The sequence below is a fragment of the Streptomyces sp. NPDC034049 genome, assembly GCF_055575575.1.
The window spans coordinates 121947-140650 of record NZ_JBVISJ010000015.1 but is presented as its reverse complement, the minus strand read 5'-3'; the positions used below and the strand labels follow the sequence as shown (position 1 = coordinate 140650).

The window sequence follows — 18704 nt, the reverse complement described above, 5'->3', positions numbered from 1 at the left end:
TGCGCCCGCGACCTCAAGTCCGCCCATGCGGACAGGAAGCGCTACGCACCGCATGTCCCACTGCCGACGGACTGTGGCTGACGCCCCCTACCCGGGAACCCGTGAACGCCCCCGGCCCCGGCGTCGACGTGGAAAGCCGGGCCGTCCACCGGCTTGGGCGCGTACGTGGACGGCGTGGGCGAGGGCCCAGTGGGACTCCGTCAGGTCTGTCTCGATGTCGGGGGGCGGCGGGGTAGGAACTGGTGGCAGGTGGTGCAGATGCCGGTCCGGCAGTTCGGCAGGTCCTGGATGGCGTCCGCCGGCGCCACGCCCCGTCCCGGTGTACCCGATGCGCGTCGAGGACGGCTGTGTTCACGCCCGTGTCACGCCGCGCGGTGAACGGTGAGGCGGACGCCGGACGACGTCACCGCGGAGCGGGCCGATGCCGCCCGCGACCGCGCACGGCTGCTGGAGGCGGCCGCTTTCCTGGTGGCCGAGCTGGGAGCCGAGCATGTGACGATGCACGAGGTCGCACAGGAGGCCGAGGTCGGAAAGGGCACGCTCTTTCGCCGGTTCGGCGACCGCACCGGGCTGCTGCTGGCCCTGCGGGACGACGCCGAGGCGGAGTTCCATGAGGCGTACACCTGTTTGGCCCCCGCTGCTGGGACCGGGAGCGCCGGCGAGAGACCGTCTGGCGGCGTTCGGCTGCGCCCTGCTCGCACGCATAGCCGACGACGCGGACCTGGGTGCCGCGCTGGCCCGCCAGGTGCCCCTCGAACGGCGCCCTGCCTCGTTCGTCGGCCGGGCCCTCCATCGGCACGTCGCGTCTCTCCTGCGGGAAGCGGGAGTCGAGGGCGATCACGACATGCTCGCCCACACCGTGCTCGCCCTGACGAACTTCGAGACCGTGGACTACCTGCGCGAGAAGAGCGAGGTCACCACCGCGCGCCTCCAGGCCACCTGGGTGGACCTGGTACGGCGGGTGACCGGAGCAGACGAACGACGGGACCGCGGCCGCGAATCCTGACCGGTACGACACCAGACTGCTTCCCCGTCCGGAAGGACGCGTGCGGCGTGGGCTACGACTCGCTCTTCTGGAGGGCGAGGTCGTCGCGGCGGTCGGTGGTCCGCGGGACGCTGTCGCCGTCGTGGTGCTTGGCACGCTGGATCTGTTCGTAGACGTGGGCGCGCAGTTCGGCGAAGCGGGGGCTGGAGCGGGTGTGCAACTGGTCGCGCTCGTCGGGGAGATCGATGGTCAGGTCCTCCTGCACCACCGTCGGTGACTTCGACAGGATGATGGTGCGCTGCCCGAGGTAGACGGCTTCGTCGATGTCGTGGGTGACGAACAGGACGGTCACCCCCAGCTCGTGCCACAACCGCCGGATGAGGTCCTCCAGTTCGGCGCGGGTCTGCGCGTCGACCGCGGCGAACGGCTCGTCCATGAGCAGCACCTTCGGTTCGAAGGCGACGGCGCGGGCGATGGCGACGCGCTGCTGCATGCCGCCGGAGAGCTGCCACGGGTAGGCCTGGTGGGCGTCGGCGAGCCCGACCACGTCGAGGGCGTGGTCGACCAGTTCCCTCTCGCGGGCCTTGCCGAGTTTCTTGCGGCGCAGGGGCAGGGCGACGTTGTCGCGGACGTTCATCCAGGCGAACAGGGAGCGGCCGTACTCCTGGAAGACCACCGCCATGTCGGCCGGGGGCCCGCTGACCGGGCGGCCGTCCAGGCTCACTTCGCCGCTCGTCGGGGTGAGCAGTCCCGCCATGCACTTCAGCAGGGTGGTCTTGCCGCACCCCGACGGGCCCACCAGGCAGACGAGTTCGCCGGCGCCGATGTGAAAGGTCAGGTTCCGCAGTGCTTCGACGTTGCGGTTGCGGCCGGTGTAGATCTTCTGCAGGTTGCGTACGTCGAGCATCGACGTCTCCTTGTCAGGGGTTGCGCTGGGCCCGGCGCAGGCCGTGGTACCAGGCGAGGACCCGGTTCTCGGCGAGGCGGAAGAGTAGGGAGAGGACGAATCCGAGCAGGCCGAGCAGCAGGACGCCGCTCCACATCTCGGGGATGGCGAAGGAACGCTGGAACTGCACGATGGTGAAGCCGAGTCCGTTGCTGGCGGCGAACATCTCGCTGATCACCATGAGGATGATCGCGATCGACAGCGCCTGGCGCATACCGGTGACGATCTGGGGGCTGGCCGAGCGCAGCACGAGGTGCCACAGCCGGGAGGGGCCGGTGATGCCGTAGGACCGGCAGGTGTCGCTCAGCACCTCGTCGACGGCGCGGACGCCTTCGACGGTGTTGAGCAGGATCGGCCACATGCAGCCGCTGACGATGACGAGCACCTTCATGGTGTCGCCGATGCCCGCGAACAGCATGATGACGGGGACGAGCACCGGGGGCGGGATCGCTCGGAAGAGTTCCAGGACGGGCTCCAGGACGTCGCGCACGCCCCGGTGCAGGCCGACCAGCAGGCCGAGTCCGACGCCGGCGGCGACGGCGAGGACATAGCCGACGAGCAGCCGGACCAGGCTGGGCACGACGTCCGAGAGCAGTCGTTCGCCGGTCCACACGTCCCCGAACCTGCCGAGGATCGTGGACAGCGGGGGGACGTAGAAGTCGGTGCTGCCGGCGGTGGCGAACCACCACACCGCGAACAGGACCGCGGGCAGCCCCAGGACCAGCCCGGTCCGCCGGGCCAGTGTGAGGATGGTCGTCATCGTCCCTCCCTGCGCATCGACTGGTGCCAGTGCAATGCCCGCCGCTCGACCGCCCGAGCCACCAGGTTGACCGCGACTCCGAGGATCCCGGTGACCAGAACCAGGGCGTAGACCCTCGGTACGGCGCCGGACGTCTGGGCGACCGCCAGCTCCTTGCCCAGGCCCGGAGAGCCGATCACGAGTTCGGCGGTGATCGTCAGGACCAGGGCCACGGTGGCGGCCAGCCGCACCCCGGTCATCACGTACGGCAGCGCGGTGGGCCACAGGACGTACCGCACCCGCCCCCAGGTGCCGATGCGGTAGCTGCGGGCGGTGTCCTCGGCGACCGGGTCGACGTCCTGGGTGCCGGCCAGCACCTGGACGAGGACCTGCCAGAAGGAGGCGTACACCACCAGCAGCAGCTTGGACTCCAGGTCGGTGCCGTAGAGCAGCACCGCCACGGGGATCAGGGCCACGGACGGGATCGGCCGCAGGAACTCGATGGTGGAGGCGGTCACCGCCCGCAGCGCCGGGACCGAGCCGATCACGACACCGGCGACCACCCCGGCCACCACGGCGATGGCCAGTCCGAGGCCCCAGCCGGTGAGGGTGTCGCCGAGCGCGGTCCAGAACACGTCCTCGCCGAGCATCTGCCACAGGGCCCGGCCCATCTCGGAGGCGGGCGGAAGGTAGTCGGCGGAGACGAGGCCGGTGTGCGGCAGCACCTCCAGCAGGACGACCAGCCCGGCCAGGCCCGCCAGCCCGCGCAACGGGGTGCCCGCCGCGTCCATCGCGCGCCGGACGCGGCCGTCACCCGGTCCGCCGGGACCGGTGGAGGTCCCGGCGGGCTTCGTCAGAGCGGGAGTGCTCCCGGTCGCGCTCATGAGAACAGGGCGTCCAGGTCGGGCTTCTTGCCACCGAAGAGGCCGTCCTGCTCGCCGAGGTCGGCCAGCTTCCGCAGGGAGGCCATGTCGTACCCGGCCGGCCAGGTCGGCAGCGTCAGGTCCTTCAGCACCCCGCTGTCGATCTTGGTGTAGCCGGTGATCGTCCGACGTGCCTCGTCGGGGTGGTCGGAGGCGTACTTCAGGGACTCGGTCACCGCCTCGGTGAACTTCTTGACCAGGTCGGGGTTGTCCTGGGCCAGCTTGGCGGAGGCGAAGTACGTCGCGATGGTGAGGTTCGGGTCGGTCTCGGCGAACGGTGACGCGATGACGCGGGCGCCCTGCCCCTTGGCTATGGTCAGCGCCGGCTCGCCCATCCAGGCGGCGTCGACCTGGCCGCCGTCGAGCGCGGCCGGCATCTGGTCGAACGGCATCTCGACGAACTTGACCTTCGAGGGGTCGCCGCCGTCCTTGCGCACCACCTCACGGACCGTGGTGTCGCCGATGTTCTGTAGGGTGTTGACCGCCACCGTCCTGCCGGCGAGCTGCGCCGCGGACTTGATCGGGCTGTCCTTCTTGACGGCGACCCCGCTGATGTCCTTGGCGGTGTCTCCGGTGGAAGAGGCCCCGTTCACCACGGACTTGATCGGTACGCCCTTGGTCTGGGCGATCATCAGCGAGGTGACGTTGCTGAACCCGAACTGGAACTGACCGCTGACCACCCCGGGGATGATGGCGGCGCCGCCCTGGGCGGCTTCCATCTTCAGGTCGATGCCCCGGCTGCTGAAGAAGCCCTTCTCCTTCCCCAGGTAGAGCGGCGCCACGTCGACGATCGGGATGATCCCGACCTTGACCTCGGTGGTCTTGCCGCCGTCGGACGACGAGGCTCCGCTCGTGGACGACGACGATCCGCATCCGGCCGCGCCCGCGACCGTCAACACCGCTACAGCAAGCCCTAGAACGCGCCTTCGCATAGGGGCCCTCCTGACAGAAAAAGTGGAGTGTTCGCACTGCGCACAAATCTACGTGTGCCGAACAAGGCAAGCGGAGGTTATGTCCCCAGGTGGGGTGCGTCAATAGGCGCGTTCGAGTCACTCGCACCGCCCTGCGAGAGCCCTGCCGGGGAGAGAACTGCCCCTCCCCCGCCACCGGCCCCGACGTCCGAGACCTACCCAACTCACGCAGGCATGCCACCGAACAACTAGGCGCCAGTGCACGCACTGGCAGGCCCGCGGCGCGGCGAAGGCAGCGCTGATCGGCACTCGCCCCCACGAGGTGAGGCGCATGGGCGCCAGCGAGTGGACAATAATTCACCAAGCGAACATCCTGTGGGAACCCCACCGACACCGCCGTCATCGACCCCTGGCCGCGGACGACTGAGCGCCGCCCCGCTCGACCGCTTTTCCCTCACTCCCACCCTCCCCCACAGAGGAGAGACACGATGAACACACGAACGAAGTCGGGATGGTTTCGCGGAAGGCGCGTTCCGCGGACCGTGGCGGTGGCCGCGACGGCGGTGGCCGCCGCCACCCTCGTCACCACGGCGGAGGCCGCCACCTCCTCCCCTGGGGCGCCCAGGGCGGCGACTCCCGAGGTGCAGGTCACCAAGGACCTCGCCTACGCGCCCGCCCAGCCCGCCGGCACCGAGGGCCATCTGCTCGACCTGTACGTGCCGAAGTCCAGGAAGCCCGTCCCGCTGGTGATCTCGAGCCGCGGCTCCGCCTGGCTGGCGGACAACGGACGCCTGGACGCCGACAAGGTGGCCGCCCACCTCAACCCCGCCGGGTACGCCGTCGCCGGCGTGTCCATCCGCTCCACCTCACAGGCCCGGTTCCCGGCCCAGCTGCACGACGTCAAGGCCGCCATCCGCTGGCTGCGGGCCAACGCCGAGAGGTACAACCTCGACCCCGGGCGCGTCGCGATCATGGGCGACTCCTCGGGCGGCTGGGCCTCCGCGATGGCCGCCGTCACCAGCGGCGACCCCGCGACGGAGGGCGACGTGGGCGTCAGCGGGCCCTCCAGCGCCGTACAGGCGGCGATCCCCTTCTACCCGCCGACCGACTTCCGCCAGATGGATGCCCACATGCCGGGCAACTGCGAGGAGTTCAACGCGATCATGGGGACCACCGGGTGCCACAACGACCCGCGCTCCCCCGAGTCACGACTGGTCGGCTGCGCCGTCCCGGACTGCAGCGAGGAGCAGATCGCCCCCACCAACCCGCTCACCTACGTCGGCAGGCGCCCTGTCCCGCCGACGCTGATCTTCCACGGTGAGCCGGACGCCCTCGTCCCCTACCACCAGGGCCGTCTGCTGTTCGAGAAGCTGGCGGCCAAGGGCCATGACACCAGCATGTACTCCTTCCCGAAGGCGGCTCACGGCACGCTCTTCGAAATGCTCGGCGACGACGCGGTCCGCGAAGGCGCCTACAAGGAGACCGCGCGGAACGGCCGGACCACACCCGCCCACCCGACCACCCCGACCTGGAACACCGTCATCACCTTCCTGAACCGGCATCTGCGGTGAAACCGGAGGAACCGTAGGACCCGCAAGGACCCGCATGGACCCGCAAGGACCCGCAAGGACCCGCAAGGACCCGCAAGGACCCGCATGGACCCGCAAGGACCACATCGCGAAAGAAGCCGGCGGCGCTCACCGAGGGCGAGCGCCGCGGCCCCATGAACCGGCCGACGACCGGTAGAGAGGCTGTCGTCGGTCGACCAGGAGTCCGCCGTCAGCGTCGAGCGTCCTGCCGACGGCGACGGTGCGCTCGGGAGCGCTGCCGTGACGGCGGACCGAGACGCGTAGACGATCACCGCGAGTGCGGCGGAGACGACTGTGCCCAGACCGAGCGGAACGCGGCGCCCGGGCCGCCGAGACCCACGAGCGGGGCGGCGAGCGAGGTGGACTGCGGGGTGGTCGCCGCCACACCGCTGACCATGACGAACAACGAGAGCACCATGGCCGCCAGGGGCACTTGAGCGGCCGCGGTGACGAGCAGCCCGGCGGCGCCCAGCCCCGTCATGGCGAGGCCGAGGACGAGGGTGCCCTTCTCGGACCAGCGCTTCTCCCGTCGGTCCGGCGTGCCTCGTCAGGCAGCCTTGACCAGGTGATCGGCACGGGCGGCACCACGGGCCGGCCCAAGGGCGTGATGCTGACCGGCCGGAACATCGAGACCATGTCGGCGCTGACGCTGATGAGTTACCCGTTCGGACCGTCCGGCGACCGGCCGGTCTATCTGGCGCTCGCGCCGCTGACGCACGCCGCCGGGGTGCTGTGCTTCCCCGTGATGACGCTGGGCGGCGAGATCGTCATCATGCCGAGACCGGACCTCACCGAGTTTCTCGCGCTGGTCGAGCGACACCGGGTCACGCACACGTTCCTGCCGCCCACGCTCATCTACATGCTCCTCGGGCACGCCGATCTGCCCTCCACGGACCTGACCTCCCTGCGCTGCCTGTGGTACGGCGCCGCACCCATGTCGACGGCCCGGCTGAGGGAGGCCATCGAGCGGATCGGCCCGGTGATGGGCCAGCTCTTCGGCCAGTCCGAGGCGCCCATGATGATCTCGACCATGGCGCCGGAGGACCACTTCCACGCCGACGGTTCGCTCGCCGTCGAGCGGTTCGCCTCCGCCGGGCGGCCGTCTCCCCTGGTGACGGTGGCCGTCATGGACGGCGACGGACGACTGCTGCCGCCCGGCGAGCGCGGTGAGATCGTGGTGCGCGGCTCCCTGGTGATGGCGGGGTACCACAAGAACCCCTCGGCCACCGAGGAGGCGTTCCGGCACGGCTGGCACCACACCGGGGACATCGGCTATCTCGACGCCGACAACTACCTGTTCATCGTGGACCGCGCCAAGGACATGATCATCAGCGGCGGGTTCAACGTCTATTCCGCGGAGGTCGAACAGGCGCTGATGGAGCACCCCGCCGTCCAGGACTGCGCGGTCGTCGGCATGCCCGACGACAAGTGGGGTGAGCGGGTGACCGCCGTCGTCCAGCTCCACCCCGGGGTGAGCACCACCCGTGTCACCGCCTCGGGCATCCGTGACTTCGTCAAGTCCCGGATCGGGGGCGTCAAGGCCCCCAAGCAGGTCGAGGTATGGCCCGACCTGCCCCGCTCCAAGGTGGGCAAGGTCCTCAAGAACGAGGTCAGGGCCCATCTGCTCGGGCACGCGCAGGAATGAAACCGCCGGTACGACATCGGTCTGGGCGGGGCCGCGTGGTCACTCCGTACGAGAGCGCCTCTCCTGAACTCACACCGGGGATCGTGATCCTGCCGGTGGGGGCGTCCTGTTCATCGAGGTCCCGGCGCCGTCGGCCGCTGGGCGAGGGAGAGCATCGCGGCGGTCACCTCGTCGATCGCCGCGGCGGGGATCGCGGTGGCGGCCTCCTCGAGGACGAGCAGCCGTGCGCCGGGGATCTCACGGGCGATCGCCTCGCCGTTGCCGACGGGGAAGAACCGGTCACGGCGGCCGTGGACGACGAGCGTGGGGACCGTGATCCCGGGCAGCCGCTCGCGCCAGCGAGGTGCGCAGTCGAGGCGGGAGAACACCATGCCCATCTGGTTGGCCATCTGGATCGGGGGTGCGGTGCCGGGCGTGCGGTCCCAGACGCGCGCGGCGGTCTCCCGCGCGGTGACGGGATCGTCGCCGAGGATCTCCGCGCCGCCGGCGGTGAACTCCGCGACCGCCTCGCGGTCGGCCCAGTCGGGCAGCGGCCGGGTGAACAGCCGGCTCATCGTCGCCCGGTCGTGGTCGGGGAGATCGTCGTCGGGCGGGCCTGGGGCGACCGCGCGCGTGCCGACCAGGGTGAGCGCCGAGAACGCGCCGGGATGGTCGAGGACGGCCACCTGGGCGACCATCCCGCCGACGCCGATCCCCGCCAGGTGCGCGGGGCCACCGCCGAGCGCGTCGACGAGGGCCGCCGCGTCGGCGGCCAGGTCGCGCAGGGTGTAGGCGGGCGCCTCCGGATCACTCGTCGTCGACTCCCCGCTGTCGCGCAGGTCGTAGCGCACCACGCGGCGGCCGCCGGCGGCGAGGCCCTCGCACAGCGCGTCGGGCCAGGAGAGCATCGTCGTCCCGCCGACGAGCAGGACGAGCGGTGCGTCGTCGTCACCGAACGACTCGATTCCGAGGGCGGTCTCACGGATGTGGAGGGTGGTCATCGGATCACCGCTCGACGTCGTAGGTCAGGTGCGTGGCCGTCGATGTCGCGATCACGCTCCGCCGCACCAGCGTGCGTGGCGCCCCGCCGGTGAACAGGGGTGTCCCGGCGCCCAGCACGACGGGCGCGAGATGCAGGCTCAGCGCGTCGACCAGCCCGGCCTCCAGCGCCGAGCCGACCGTGGCGCCGCCGCCCATGAGCACGACGTCGAGGTCCTGGCCTCGGTCCGACGACGCCGCCTCGGCCCGCTCGCGCGCGGCGGTGACCGCGTCGGGCAGACCGGTGGTGACGAACGTCCAGTCGAGGCCGGCCGTCCGGACCGACACCGGTGGCGTGCTGGTCACGACGACGAACGCGGGCCTGCCGACCTCGCCCGCGCCGTAGCCGACGGTGTCGTCCCAGCCCTTCGGCCCGTCGACCACGTCGAAGAGGTGGCGGCCGAGGACGACGGCGCCCGAGCGGGCGGTCGCCTCGCGCAGGAGGCGGCGGTCGTCGGGGTCGTCGGAGAAAGCCCAGGTGTGCAGGGCCTCGCCGCCGGTGCCGAGGCCGTTGTCCGGCCCGGGGTCGGGCCCGGTGACGTAGCCGTCGAGAGAGACCGAGATGTCAGCGATGATGCGAGTCATACAGGGTAGACCCGGCCCGCCGCCCGAACTCATCGCTGACGTGTGACCCGACGCCCGGGGACGAGCCCCGACGGCCACCTGGGGCGACCGTGACTCGGCCGACCCTCGCCCCCTACGGCAGCAGACCCCGTCGTCGGGCGGTGACCACTGCGGCGAGGCGGGTGCGGGCGTCGAGCTTGCGCATCGCGCTGCGCAGGTACGCCTTGACGGTCTCGGTCTGGAGGCCCAGGCGACGCCCCGCCTCGGCGTTGGTGCAGCCCAGGGCGATCTGGGCGAGCACGTCGAGTTCCCGGGGCGCCAGCGGCGACACGGGTGGCACCGGCTCGGGCTCCGGTGCCGTGCCGAGGGCGGCCAGTCGGCGGGACGCGGCGCCCAGCCGGGCGCGAAGGCCGTCGTCGTCGACGGACTGTGCGATCAGCCGCAGCTCCGCGTGGAGTTCGCGGACCTCCTCGACCATGAACCGGTCCCCCGCGGGCTCGCTCTGCGCGACCCGCAGCAGCCGCAGGCGCCGGTCGACCTCGTCCCGTACGGCGACCTCACCGGCCAGCCGTCGCGAGGCGTGCACGACGACGTCCGTCGCCCGGTCCCCGAGCGGCGTGGCGCCCCGGCTGGCGCCGTACAGCACGCCGCGCACCGCTCCGGCCACGACGACGGGAACGGCGACGACGGAACGGATGCCTTCCGCGTGCACCGGCTCGTCGTAGTCGTGCGTGATCGACCGGTCCGCCCCGTAGTCGGCCACGGCGGCAGGCCGCGCGGTGGCCAGCACACGGCCGCCGAGTCCGGTCTCGGTACGGATGTCGAGGCCGCGCAGCGCGGCCGTGCGGGCACCGACGAACTGCGACAGGTTCAGCACCTGCTCGCGTACCTGGCCACCGAAGACGACCGGGATGCGCGAGCGCTGGTGGAGCGACCGGAGGGCCTGTCGGAAGGCGTCCCCGTCGTCGGGCCGCAGGGAGGTGTCCGTACCGGAGTGCATTGCCACTGCCCCTTTCCGGGGGTGGTCGGCGCCGTGCGTGACGCGCAGCATGTGTCAGCAGCGCGCAGCATAAGACCCGGTAACGCCCCGGCAAAAGGTCTGTCCACGGGATCCACGGGATCCACGCGATCCACGAGCAAGGAAGGGGATCGTCGTGGCTTCCCACGGTCATTCCGCCGAGGCGCGGGCGAACTCCCCCGATCCGGCCGCGCCGGGACGTCGGACACCGGAATTGCTCGCGCTCTTCGGTTCACCGGACGCCTGCGCCGCGGAACTGCTGTGCGACCGCCATCCCGAGAACGCGGTGGCCTTCACGGTCGTGGACGCGGACCTGTCCGCCGAGGACCTCCCCTACGGGCGGCTGCGCCGCGAGTCGGCCCGTTTCGCCGCCGCGCTCGCCGGTCTGGGCGTCGGGCCCGGGGACACGGTCGCCACGCTGACGGGCAAGTCCGCCGACCTGGTCGTGGCGCTGCTGGGCAGCTGGCTCGGGGCGCGGTGCACCTGCCGCTGGTCACCGCGTTCGCCCCGCGCGCGATTCGGCTCCGCCTCGTCGTCGGCCGGGCGAAGGTCGTCGTGGTCGACGCGGATCAGCGCGCCAAGCTCGCACCGGCGGGGACATGCCGGCCGATCCGCCCTGGCTGACCGTGGTCGTCGGCGCCCCCGGCGGACGAGTACGGCCTGTGCTTCGCGGGGCTGCCGGCCGGCCGCGCCGGTGACGAGCGCGCATGGTCATCAGCCGCGAGTTCGCCCGCGGCCGCCGCGGACCCTCCTCCCACGTCCTCACGCCCGGGGGCAACCGGCCGTGAACCACACCTGACGGCGCCCTCGTGAGTGCGTACGGTGATCGAGGAGACCCCGCCCGGCCTTCCGCGCCGAACGCGAGCGGCGGAGCACCGCGCCGGGGTGGGGCGCCGGGGCGGAGAGGGGCGGGCGCCGCGCTCGGGCTGCTCAGCCTGGATTGTGTCATCGCTCTGGGCGAGACGAAGCACCGTGCCGTCGACACGACGCCGGACACCACGACCGATTCCGGGGAACCGACTCACCCCGGCCTGACCTCGGCGGTTCCCCGCGCAGCCCGCCGCGAGGATTCGTGCGCCGAAACCGGGCAACAGCACCGTATGAAGCATCAGCCGCGTTTCACATTGTCCGCGACCACCCTCGACGCACCGGACGCCGACGAACTCGCACGGTTCTACCAGGGGCTGCTCGGGTGGCCGAGGCGGAAGGACGAAGCGGACTGGATCGAGATCGCTCCGCCGGACGGGGGCGCCGGGCTGTCCTTCCAGACAGAGCCGCTCTTCAGGCGCCCGCAGTGGCCTTCCACCGGGTCCGCCCAGCAGATGATGCTGCATCTGGACATCGAGGTGGACGACCTGTCATCAGCCGCCGCCCGTGCCCTGTCCCTGGGAGCGGCCATGGCGGACTTCCAGCCCCAGGACGACGTACGCGTCCTGCTCGACCCGGCGGGCCACCCCTTCTGCCTGTTCGTATGCACCGACTCGAGCACCTGACACGGGAGCCACGCGGCACCGCTGACAACGACCCGTCGTGCGGTGCGCCCCTGTCCCTGGCGGAATCCCGAGTCGGTGACGTCCGGGAGACACATGCGACCCGCGATCTGACGATACGTCAACTTCTGGTCAAGCGCGAAGACTTGTGCGAAGCTGACCGCTTCTCCCGCCCAGTAGTGCGCTTGTCCGGCGCCACACTGCGGCCCCGCCGACGCCGAGATGAGGCGCGCGGAGGCCGATCCGGGAGCGAGCCGAAGCACATGTTCAGGGCGAAGGGGAATGCGTGGAAGACAGCGGCACCGGGCAGGGGGAGACCGACCCGACGCGGCATCCGATGACGCGGGCGTCGAACGATGCCGAAGCTCCACAACACCCCACTCCGAAACGGCGGCGCCGGTGGTTGCGCCTCATCGGGCTCACGACCCTTCTCGTCGTGCTCGCCGGAGGCGGGGCGGCCGCATGGAGCCAGGGGATGCCTTGGTGGCAAGGGAGGGACGACGCCTACGACGTCGTGCCTCCGGCAAGCGAAGCCATGGACACCAAGGGTTCCGACATCGCTCAGCTCTCCAAGGTCCTCGAGTTGGAGGAAGAGCGCGGGTACCTGCCCGCCTCCCATGGCTATACGACCAGTTCGACCGCGAGATGGGCTCGCTACGACCCGGATGTCGTGACGATCGACATCGAGTACCGCCGGGAGGAGGCCACCACCCGGCAGTCCGGTACCGAGGCCGCGGAGGACTGGATCGATGACCGCGCCACGTTCCTGCGCGACCACTTCGTGAGCTTCGAGAAGGTGCCGAGCATCGGTGACGAGGCCATAGAGACGTACAACTCCGGCGGTGCCGAAGTGTACGTGCGCGAGGGGAACGTGACGATCACAGTCAAGTACTACGTGGCCGGTGCCGCCGGGGCGGATACCGCGGATCAACTGCAAGGCGTGGCACGCAACCTGGCCGGGACTGCCGTCGAGAAGCTGAAGGAAGCGTGATCGGAGAGAGCGCGCATCAGGGCGTTGGCGGGAGGCCACAGACCGCGGCCCCGGGACCGGACCGCACACAGAGTGCGAGTGATCCAGTTCGAGATGTCGTTCGATGCCAGGAGCCAGGCATGGGCCCTGACGCCTCAGCCGGCGAGCAGGGCCTGCATCCACTCCTCTTCGCGTTGCTCGATGTATTCGGCGTCGTTTCGCCATGCGTCGCCGTGGCCTTCAGCCCACAGCCTTGCCCAGGGCTGGGCTCCTTGGGCTGCCTGGTCGCGCAGGAAGTCGTGCATGGAACGCGTACGGCGCCCCAGTAGAGGGACCAGCCGACGGCGTTCGGCCTCAGCCAGACCGTAGGCGTCGGCGAAGACTCGCAGTCGGCCCGCCGCGTCCGGGCTCTGCCAGTCCGGATGCGCGGACAGCGGGATGAACCCGTGGATGGCGTATGCGACATCCCACAGGCGCGAGCCGGGACCTGCGGTGTCCCAGTCGATGAAGGCCCACCGCGCCTCGTCTGCGACCACGAGGTTCCAGGGGGCCAGGTCGTTATGGGCGATGATGTCACTGCCCTCAGCGGGGATCAGCGTCTGCCACCGCGCATCGGAGGGCGGCGTGAAGTCCTGCACGGCGTCGTGGAAGTCGCGGATCAGCCGTGCCACGCGAGCCAGTTGACGAGCGGATTCCATCAGCGAGAACCGCTCCGGCCAGACCACGTCTCCCGGCACGAAGGTCAGGACCTCACGCCCCTGATCGTCGATGCCGAGGGGACGAGGCGCCGCGCCGAACCCCACCTCGTGCAGGTGGGCAAGCAGGGCATGCACAGCGGGAGTCCATGGTCCGGCCGGACGGCGAACGGTGTCCCCGACGCGAATGACACCATCACTGACGTTGCCACCGGACAGAGGCTGTTCATCATCGTGGCGCATCGAACCAGTGTGTCGGATCAACTCGTCATGCTCACCCCATTAAGGGCGAGACCTGGAGTAGGGACGGAGGTCAAAGAACAAGCCGCCGCACCTCTGTGTGCGGCCCGGCTGTCAGTACGCGCTGATACAACTCTCGCGCACCGACCCGACGAGCAGAGGAGGCCCCGTGGGCGACTGGGGCGCCGGCAACTTCGAGAACGACACGGCCGCAGACCATCTGTCGATACTGACGGACCGGCTCGTCACCGAGGTCGCGGACGCTATGGCCGGCGACCCGGACGGGATCGAACCCGACGAGTACTGGGGAGTCGCGGTGCCGGACAACCCGGAGCTGCTGAGCCTCTTGGCACGGCAGGGCTGGGTGGAGGCGTCGCTGCCCGAGGCCGACGTGGTCGAGGGGTGGAAGATGTCTGCGCCGAACGGACGCCCACCCGGCGCCGATGAACTCGTGGAACGCGTTGACGCTCAGGACCGTGTTGTGGGGGTGGTCGGTCGCTGGGAGGCCGTTGGGGAGCGCTGGCTTCATCGAGTTGCTTCGGTGGTGTGCCGTGATGGACAAGACCGCTTTCTCGTCCATCGGCGTGCCGAGCAGCTTTCCCGTCTCCCGGGGCATCACGAACTCGGGGTCGGGGGCGCCGTGGGAGTCGGCGAGTCCTATGAGGAGGCAGCTGCCCGCGAGCTCAGCGAGGAGCTTGGGTCGTCGGCAACAGTGCGCCTGCGGTTCAAGTTCCTCAACCGGGGCGGGCTCAGCCCCCACTGGCTCGGGGTGTGCGATGCCGTGCTTTCGGATGTCGTCGCCCCCGATCCGGGTGAGGTGGCCTGGTACGGATGGCTGACCGAGTCCGAACTGCGGCGGGCTCTGCGGCAGTGGACGTTCACTCCCGACAGCCAGGAGATTTTCGGTCGCTATCTCGCTTGTCTTTGACCGAGGGCTCTCGCTCGTCTTTGACCGAGGGCTGCGGAGAGCGCATCGCGCTCACGAGTGGCCCCACCGCCGCCGGGGCGGTCCTGGCCACTGCGGTGTGCGCCCGCCCCCCGCCGCCGCGTCCGGCGTACCGGCATCCCCCACGGCCGGGGCGCGGCGAGGCAGCGCGCACCTCTCGCGCACCTCTCCTTTCGGAGGAAGCGGCCCCCCGCTCCAGTACCGGTCGGCCCGGCCCTTCCCGCTTCCTCGGTGCCGTGGTCCTCCCGTACCGGATCACTAGCCTGGGACGGCTGCCTCTCACCACGGGCAGCCGGAGTGCCGGCGGGGCCCTCTCGGCGGCGGTGGCCCGTCAGGTGCTGGAGAAGCGAGGTGCCTCCATCGCTCTGCGATCCTGAACTATCCCCCACTGGACCTCGTCACCGATGCCCGCGACAAGCGCACGGTCATCGCCAAGCCGCTGCCGAGGCCGTGGATGGCGGGCATCTTCGACCCCTCCTACGTGCCGAACCCGGCCTTGCGCAGCGATCGTCTGGTCTCCCCGGCCCACCCCTCCGACACGGCCGACCTGACCGGTATCGCCCCGGCCCTCGTCATCACGCCGCAGCACGACCTCCTCCGTGCCGAGGGCCTGCGCTACGGGCCGGCGGTCACGGTCGCCTGGCAGAGCGAGGCGCGTTCGCGCATGCCGAGCAGGCCCTGTCCCCCGTCGTCGCGGGGGTGTCGGCGCGGGACGCGGGGCGGGCCGCTGTCCTCGACGGCGACGCGTACGGCGTGCGAGAGGTCGCCACGACGACCACGTCGCGCGGTGGGGGAGAATCGCCGAGAGACCGGAGGTCCTCGGCCTCGGGGAGGAGTGACGGTAGTACTCCCCTACTACACGACGCGTCCCGATTCACTTCCGAAGTACCGGGAGGTGCCTGGAAGACCACTCCAGGGTTGTCCCAGGAGCCTCGCCCTCGACGTCGATCCGCAACAGAAGGAATCCCATGCCCCGCACGAACCGCATCCTTGTCATCGTCACCAGCGTCGGCGAGTACGAGACGGTCGGATACCGCACCGGCCTCTGGCTGGGCGAGCTGACGCATTTCTACGACGTCGCCGAACAGGCCGGGTTCGAGGTCACCATCGCCGGCATCGACGGCGGACCCGTGCCGCTCGACCCGGAAAGCCTCTCCCCCGCGGTCCTCGGCGACCTCGGGACCGACAAGCGGTACGCCGACCGCTCGTTCATGGACAAGCTCAAGGACACCGTGGCCGTGACCGAGGTCCAGGTCGACGACTACGACGCCATCTACCTCACCGGCGGCCACGGCGTGATGTTCGACTTCCACCAGAGTGAGGCGCTGGAGACGCTCATCGCCCGCTTCTACGAGTCCGGCCGGATCGTCTCGGCCGTGTGCCACGGCCCGTGCGGTCTGCTCGACGTCACGTTGAGCAGCGGCGAGCCGCTGGTGAAGGGCCGGAACGTCACCGGCTTCTCGTGGCGCGAGGAGGAACTCGCCCAGCGGGCGCAGGCCGTCCCGTACAGCCTGGAGGACCGGCTCAAGGAACTCGGCGCGTCGTACAGCATCGCGGAGAAGCCGTTCGACGTCCACGTCGTCGAGGACGGCCGTCTCATCACGGGCCAGAACCCCGGCAGCGCCAAGGCCGTCGCGGAGGCGGTGGTCCGCCAACTCGCCTGAGATCGGTCCCGGGGACGACGCGTTTCGCTGCCGGACGACGGCGCCGAAGCCAAGCCGTGGTGCGGCCCGGCGCGGCGTGGCGCCGTCCCGCGCCGGTTTCGGTCGGAGGCTCGGACCGGGCGAGCAACTGGTCGAGCACCGGGGGCGTTGCCTCCGGGTTCGCTCATCTCCGGTCGCCGGAGCGGTGGTCGCTGACGACTTCGGCACCCGCACGTGCTCGGGCATAGCATCCGCGTATGCGGAACATCGAGATATTGGTGCCGGACGCGGGGCAGGCCGACATCGCCGGCCTGAGGGGGCTCGACGCCGACGCACTCGCCCGCTACGTGGCCGACCCCGCGTACCCCTGGTGGCGTCGCGTGCCCTGCGCGCAGGCGCTGGCGGAGCGCGTACCGGAACGGCATGTCGCCCACCTGATCCCACGTGTTCGTGATCCGGACGATGTGGCCGAGGTTCGCATCGCGCTTCTCGACCTTCTCGCGGGCCGGGCTGAGCTGCTGCCGTGGCTGAAGCACGAGGACCGGCGACACGAGCGGTCGTACGGGATGCCCGAGGCGTTCCTCAAGGCACGCGGCATGCTCGGCGATCGCTCGGCCGCACGCGAGTTGGCGACGCTCGCGGCCTCCCCGTGGGCGCATTGGCAGGGCGTCGGCGAGGCCGGACTGGACGCGCTGGTCTCCCGGTACGGGGTCGAGGCGGTCCTGGCCGACCTCGGCGACGAGCGGCCCGAGGACCGGGCTTTCCAGGTCCGGATGCGGCATCGCGCCGCGGCGGACGTGACCGACGCGCTGGCGGACCCTGATCGTGAAGTCGCCTACCTGGCGCAGTCGTTCCTGTCGGATCCGCGACACATCCGCGGCTACCTCGACGAGGCTCCGACGGTCGAGGCGAAACTCTGGGCCGCATACGCGCTGCGTCGCCTCACCGGTGACGTTGCCGAGACCCGACGCGTCTACGACACCCTGGGGCGTCCGCGGGTCGAGGTGGCCGGTCTGGACGACGAACTCCGCGGCGCGATCCTGCACGAGTACGCGAGCGGCTGCGAACGACAGAGCGATCCGCGATGGCGCGTCGAAGCCCTGTGCAGCGAACCACCCGCCCGTCCGGACCAGGACGAGCAACTCGGGCGCGCGACGGCCGCGCTGACCGCAGCGGGCCTCGCGCCGATGCCTGCCGTCTCCTGCGGCGAGCACCACCGGCAGGGCGACGGGACGTACCACGTCATGGAGTTCGGCGAGAACGAACTGTTCATCAGCACCCTCGGGCGGTTCGTCACAAGTGCCGAACCCGACCCGACCGCCCGTCAGGCCCTCGAATCGGCGGGCTTCCGCTGGATCGACGAGACCACCAGCGCGATACGCGTCCCCGGCCTGTGTGTCTACTACTTCGGCGAGCGTGCACCCGTCAGCGTCGACACCCTGCTGTTCTACTGGCAGGACTAGGGCTCGCCCGGATCGTCATCCCGCCCCGCTCCGAGCCGACGTTCATGTGAGACGTCAGGAGGTGCGGGACTCGTATTTCTCGCGGTTCTCCAGGACCTCGGCCATGTGTGTCTGCGCCCACTGCCTGAGTCCATGGGGCCGCCCACCGATCACCAGGGCGCGCTGACCGTTCTGCGGGAAGCGGTCGACCTCGGCGTCACCCACATCGACACCAGCGACGCCTACGGGCCGCGCGTCACCAACGAGTTGATCCGCGAGGCGCTGCACCCCTATCCCGCGTCGCTGCACATCGTGACCAAGGTGGGCGCGACCCGCAACGCACAGGACGGCTGGCCCACGGCCCGGCGCCCCGAAGACCTGCGCCGCCAGATCCACGACAACCTCACGTCCCTCCGGCTCGACGTGCTCGACCTGGTCAACCTCCGGCTCGGCGACGCCGAAAGTCCCCGCCCCGGCTCGCTCACGGAGGCATTCGAGACGCTCGTCGAACTCCAGCAGCAGGGTCTGATCCGCCACCTGGGGGTCAGCAACGCCACCGAGGAGCAGGTCGCCGAGGCGCAGGGCATCGCGCCCATCGTGTGCGTGCAGAACATGTACAACCTCGCCCACCGCCACGACGACAAGCTCATCGACCGGCTCGCCGCCGAGGGCGTCGCGTACGTGCCCTTCTTCCCTCTCGGGGGCTTCCCCCCGCTCCAGTCCTCGGCGCTCTCGGCGGTCGCCGCTCGGCTGAAGGCGACACGGATGTCCGTCGCACTGGCCTGGCTGCTGCGGCGATCACCGAACATCCTGCTCATCCCCGGCACGTCGTCGACAGCGCACCTGCGCGAGAACATCGCCGGCGCGGGACTCGCCCTCTCGCACCAGGACTTGACCGAGTTGGACGGCATCGTCCGCTGAGTGTTCCGGGTTCCGGCGAG

Annotated in this window: 19 protein-coding genes and 2 pseudogenes; 11 read left to right on the top strand and 10 right to left on the bottom strand. The window is 70.6% G+C overall.

Going from position 1 to position 18704, the window contains the following annotated elements; all coding sequences use genetic code 11:
• Window positions 1-351: 351 nt before the first annotated feature.
• Window positions 352-612, bottom strand: a complete 261-nt coding sequence (locus ACZ52C_RS33745) for a hypothetical protein (RefSeq protein ID WP_469078429.1) — start codon at window positions 610-612, stop codon at window positions 352-354.
• Between ACZ52C_RS33745 and ACZ52C_RS33740 the strand changes: the two genes are divergently transcribed.
• Window positions 499-1158, top strand: a complete 660-nt coding sequence (locus tag ACZ52C_RS33740; protein WP_469078424.1) for a TetR/AcrR family transcriptional regulator — start codon at window positions 499-501, stop codon at window positions 1156-1158. The genes ACZ52C_RS33745 and ACZ52C_RS33740 overlap by 114 nt on opposite strands.
• Here the strand turns inward: ACZ52C_RS33740 and ACZ52C_RS33735 are convergent.
• The 4 genes from ACZ52C_RS33735 to ACZ52C_RS33720 form a co-directional block, all read right to left on the bottom strand.
• Window positions 1059-1892 (bottom strand): ABC transporter ATP-binding protein, encoded by an 834-nt coding sequence (locus tag ACZ52C_RS33735; RefSeq protein ID WP_469078344.1) that lies wholly within the window; start codon window positions 1890-1892, stop codon window positions 1059-1061. The genes ACZ52C_RS33740 and ACZ52C_RS33735 overlap by 100 nt on opposite strands.
• Before the next feature lie 13 nt (window positions 1893-1905).
• Window positions 1906-2691, bottom strand: coding sequence for an ABC transporter permease (locus ACZ52C_RS33730; RefSeq protein ID WP_469078343.1), 786 nt, complete (start codon window positions 2689-2691; stop codon window positions 1906-1908).
• The gene (locus tag ACZ52C_RS33725) at window positions 2688-3461 is read right to left on the bottom strand and encodes an ABC transporter permease (protein ID WP_469078423.1); all 774 of its coding nucleotides are present in this window, start codon (window positions 3459-3461) and stop codon (window positions 2688-2690) included. Before ACZ52C_RS33725 ends, ACZ52C_RS33730 begins: the two co-directional genes overlap by 4 nt.
• Window positions 3462-3550: 89 nt before the next feature.
• Window positions 3551-4525, bottom strand: a complete 975-nt coding sequence (locus ACZ52C_RS33720) for an ABC transporter substrate-binding protein (protein WP_469078342.1) — start codon at window positions 4523-4525, stop codon at window positions 3551-3553.
• Window positions 4526-4992: 467 nt separating this feature from the next.
• Between ACZ52C_RS33720 and ACZ52C_RS33715 the strand changes: the two genes are divergently transcribed.
• Window positions 4993-6075 carry an alpha/beta hydrolase fold domain-containing protein gene (locus ACZ52C_RS33715; protein WP_469078341.1) on the top strand — a complete coding sequence of 361 codons (1083 nt, stop codon included), beginning with the start codon at window positions 4993-4995 and terminating at the stop codon, window positions 6073-6075.
• A 286-nt stretch (window positions 6076-6361) separates the two neighbouring features.
• Here the strand turns inward: ACZ52C_RS33715 and ACZ52C_RS33710 are convergent, their stop codons facing one another.
• Window positions 6362-6574: a hypothetical protein gene (locus ACZ52C_RS33710; protein ID WP_469078428.1), complete on the bottom strand. Its 213-nt coding sequence runs from the start codon at window positions 6572-6574 to the stop codon at window positions 6362-6364.
• On the opposite strand from ACZ52C_RS33710, the gene ACZ52C_RS33705 reads away from it, so the two are divergent.
• The gene (locus ACZ52C_RS33705) at window positions 6527-7738 is read left to right on the top strand and encodes an AMP-binding protein (RefSeq protein WP_469078340.1); all 1212 of its coding nucleotides are present in this window, start codon (window positions 6527-6529) and stop codon (window positions 7736-7738) included. The genes ACZ52C_RS33710 and ACZ52C_RS33705 overlap by 48 nt on opposite strands.
• A gap of 110 nt (window positions 7739-7848) precedes the next feature.
• Here the strand turns inward: ACZ52C_RS33705 and ACZ52C_RS33700 are convergent, their stop codons facing one another.
• The 3 genes from ACZ52C_RS33700 to ACZ52C_RS33690 all read right to left on the bottom strand — a co-directional run bounded on the left by ACZ52C_RS33700 (window position 7849) and on the right by ACZ52C_RS33690 (window position 10319).
• On the bottom strand, window positions 7849-8718 hold the full coding sequence (locus ACZ52C_RS33700; RefSeq protein ID WP_469078339.1) for an alpha/beta fold hydrolase: 870 nt from the start codon (window positions 8716-8718) through the stop codon (window positions 7849-7851).
• 4 nt (window positions 8719-8722) lie between these two features.
• Window positions 8723-9340 (bottom strand): dihydrofolate reductase family protein, encoded by a 618-nt coding sequence (locus tag ACZ52C_RS33695; protein WP_469078338.1) that lies wholly within the window; start codon window positions 9338-9340, stop codon window positions 8723-8725.
• A 112-nt stretch (window positions 9341-9452) separates the two neighbouring features.
• The gene (locus ACZ52C_RS33690; RefSeq protein ID WP_469078337.1) at window positions 9453-10319 is read right to left on the bottom strand and encodes a helix-turn-helix transcriptional regulator; all 867 of its coding nucleotides are present in this window, start codon (window positions 10317-10319) and stop codon (window positions 9453-9455) included.
• Between the two features lie 154 nt (window positions 10320-10473).
• Here ACZ52C_RS33690 and ACZ52C_RS33685 point away from each other — a divergent pair, with 154 nt between their 5' ends.
• The 3 genes from ACZ52C_RS33685 to ACZ52C_RS33675 all read left to right on the top strand — a co-directional run bounded on the left by ACZ52C_RS33685 (window position 10474) and on the right by ACZ52C_RS33675 (window position 12818).
• Window positions 10474-11136, top strand: coding sequence for an AMP-binding protein (locus ACZ52C_RS33685; RefSeq protein ID WP_469078336.1), 663 nt, complete (start codon window positions 10474-10476; stop codon window positions 11134-11136).
• Window positions 11137-11437: 301 nt separating this feature from the next.
• Window positions 11438-11830 carry a VOC family protein gene (locus ACZ52C_RS33680; protein ID WP_469078335.1) on the top strand — a complete coding sequence of 131 codons (393 nt, stop codon included), beginning with the start codon at window positions 11438-11440 and terminating at the stop codon, window positions 11828-11830.
• Between the two features lie 283 nt (window positions 11831-12113).
• Window positions 12114-12818, top strand: coding sequence for a hypothetical protein (locus tag ACZ52C_RS33675; RefSeq protein WP_469078334.1), 705 nt, complete (start codon window positions 12114-12116; stop codon window positions 12816-12818).
• A 134-nt stretch (window positions 12819-12952) separates the two neighbouring features.
• Here ACZ52C_RS33675 and ACZ52C_RS33670 read toward each other — a convergent pair whose 3' ends face one another.
• The gene (locus ACZ52C_RS33670; protein ID WP_469078333.1) at window positions 12953-13735 is read right to left on the bottom strand and encodes a phosphotransferase enzyme family protein; all 783 of its coding nucleotides are present in this window, start codon (window positions 13733-13735) and stop codon (window positions 12953-12955) included.
• A gap of 406 nt (window positions 13736-14141) precedes the next feature.
• Between ACZ52C_RS33670 and ACZ52C_RS33665 the strand changes: the two genes are divergently transcribed.
• The 5 genes and pseudogenes from ACZ52C_RS33665 to ACZ52C_RS33645 all read left to right on the top strand — a co-directional run.
• Window positions 14142-14660: an NUDIX domain-containing protein gene (locus ACZ52C_RS33665; protein ID WP_469078422.1), complete on the top strand. Its 519-nt coding sequence runs from the start codon at window positions 14142-14144 to the stop codon at window positions 14658-14660.
• A gap of 388 nt (window positions 14661-15048) precedes the next feature.
• Window positions 15049-15252: pseudogene (locus ACZ52C_RS33660) on the top strand (alpha/beta hydrolase); the annotation flags it as partial.
• Between the two features lie 394 nt (window positions 15253-15646).
• Window positions 15647-16342, top strand: a complete 696-nt coding sequence (locus tag ACZ52C_RS33655; protein WP_469078332.1) for a type 1 glutamine amidotransferase domain-containing protein — start codon at window positions 15647-15649, stop codon at window positions 16340-16342.
• A gap of 236 nt (window positions 16343-16578) precedes the next feature.
• Window positions 16579-17784: a hypothetical protein gene (locus tag ACZ52C_RS33650; RefSeq protein ID WP_469078331.1), complete on the top strand. Its 1206-nt coding sequence runs from the start codon at window positions 16579-16581 to the stop codon at window positions 17782-17784.
• Between the two features lie 123 nt (window positions 17785-17907).
• A pseudogene (locus tag ACZ52C_RS33645) lies at window positions 17908-18684 on the top strand (oxidoreductase); the annotation flags it as partial.
• Window positions 18685-18704: the final 20 nt, after the last annotated feature.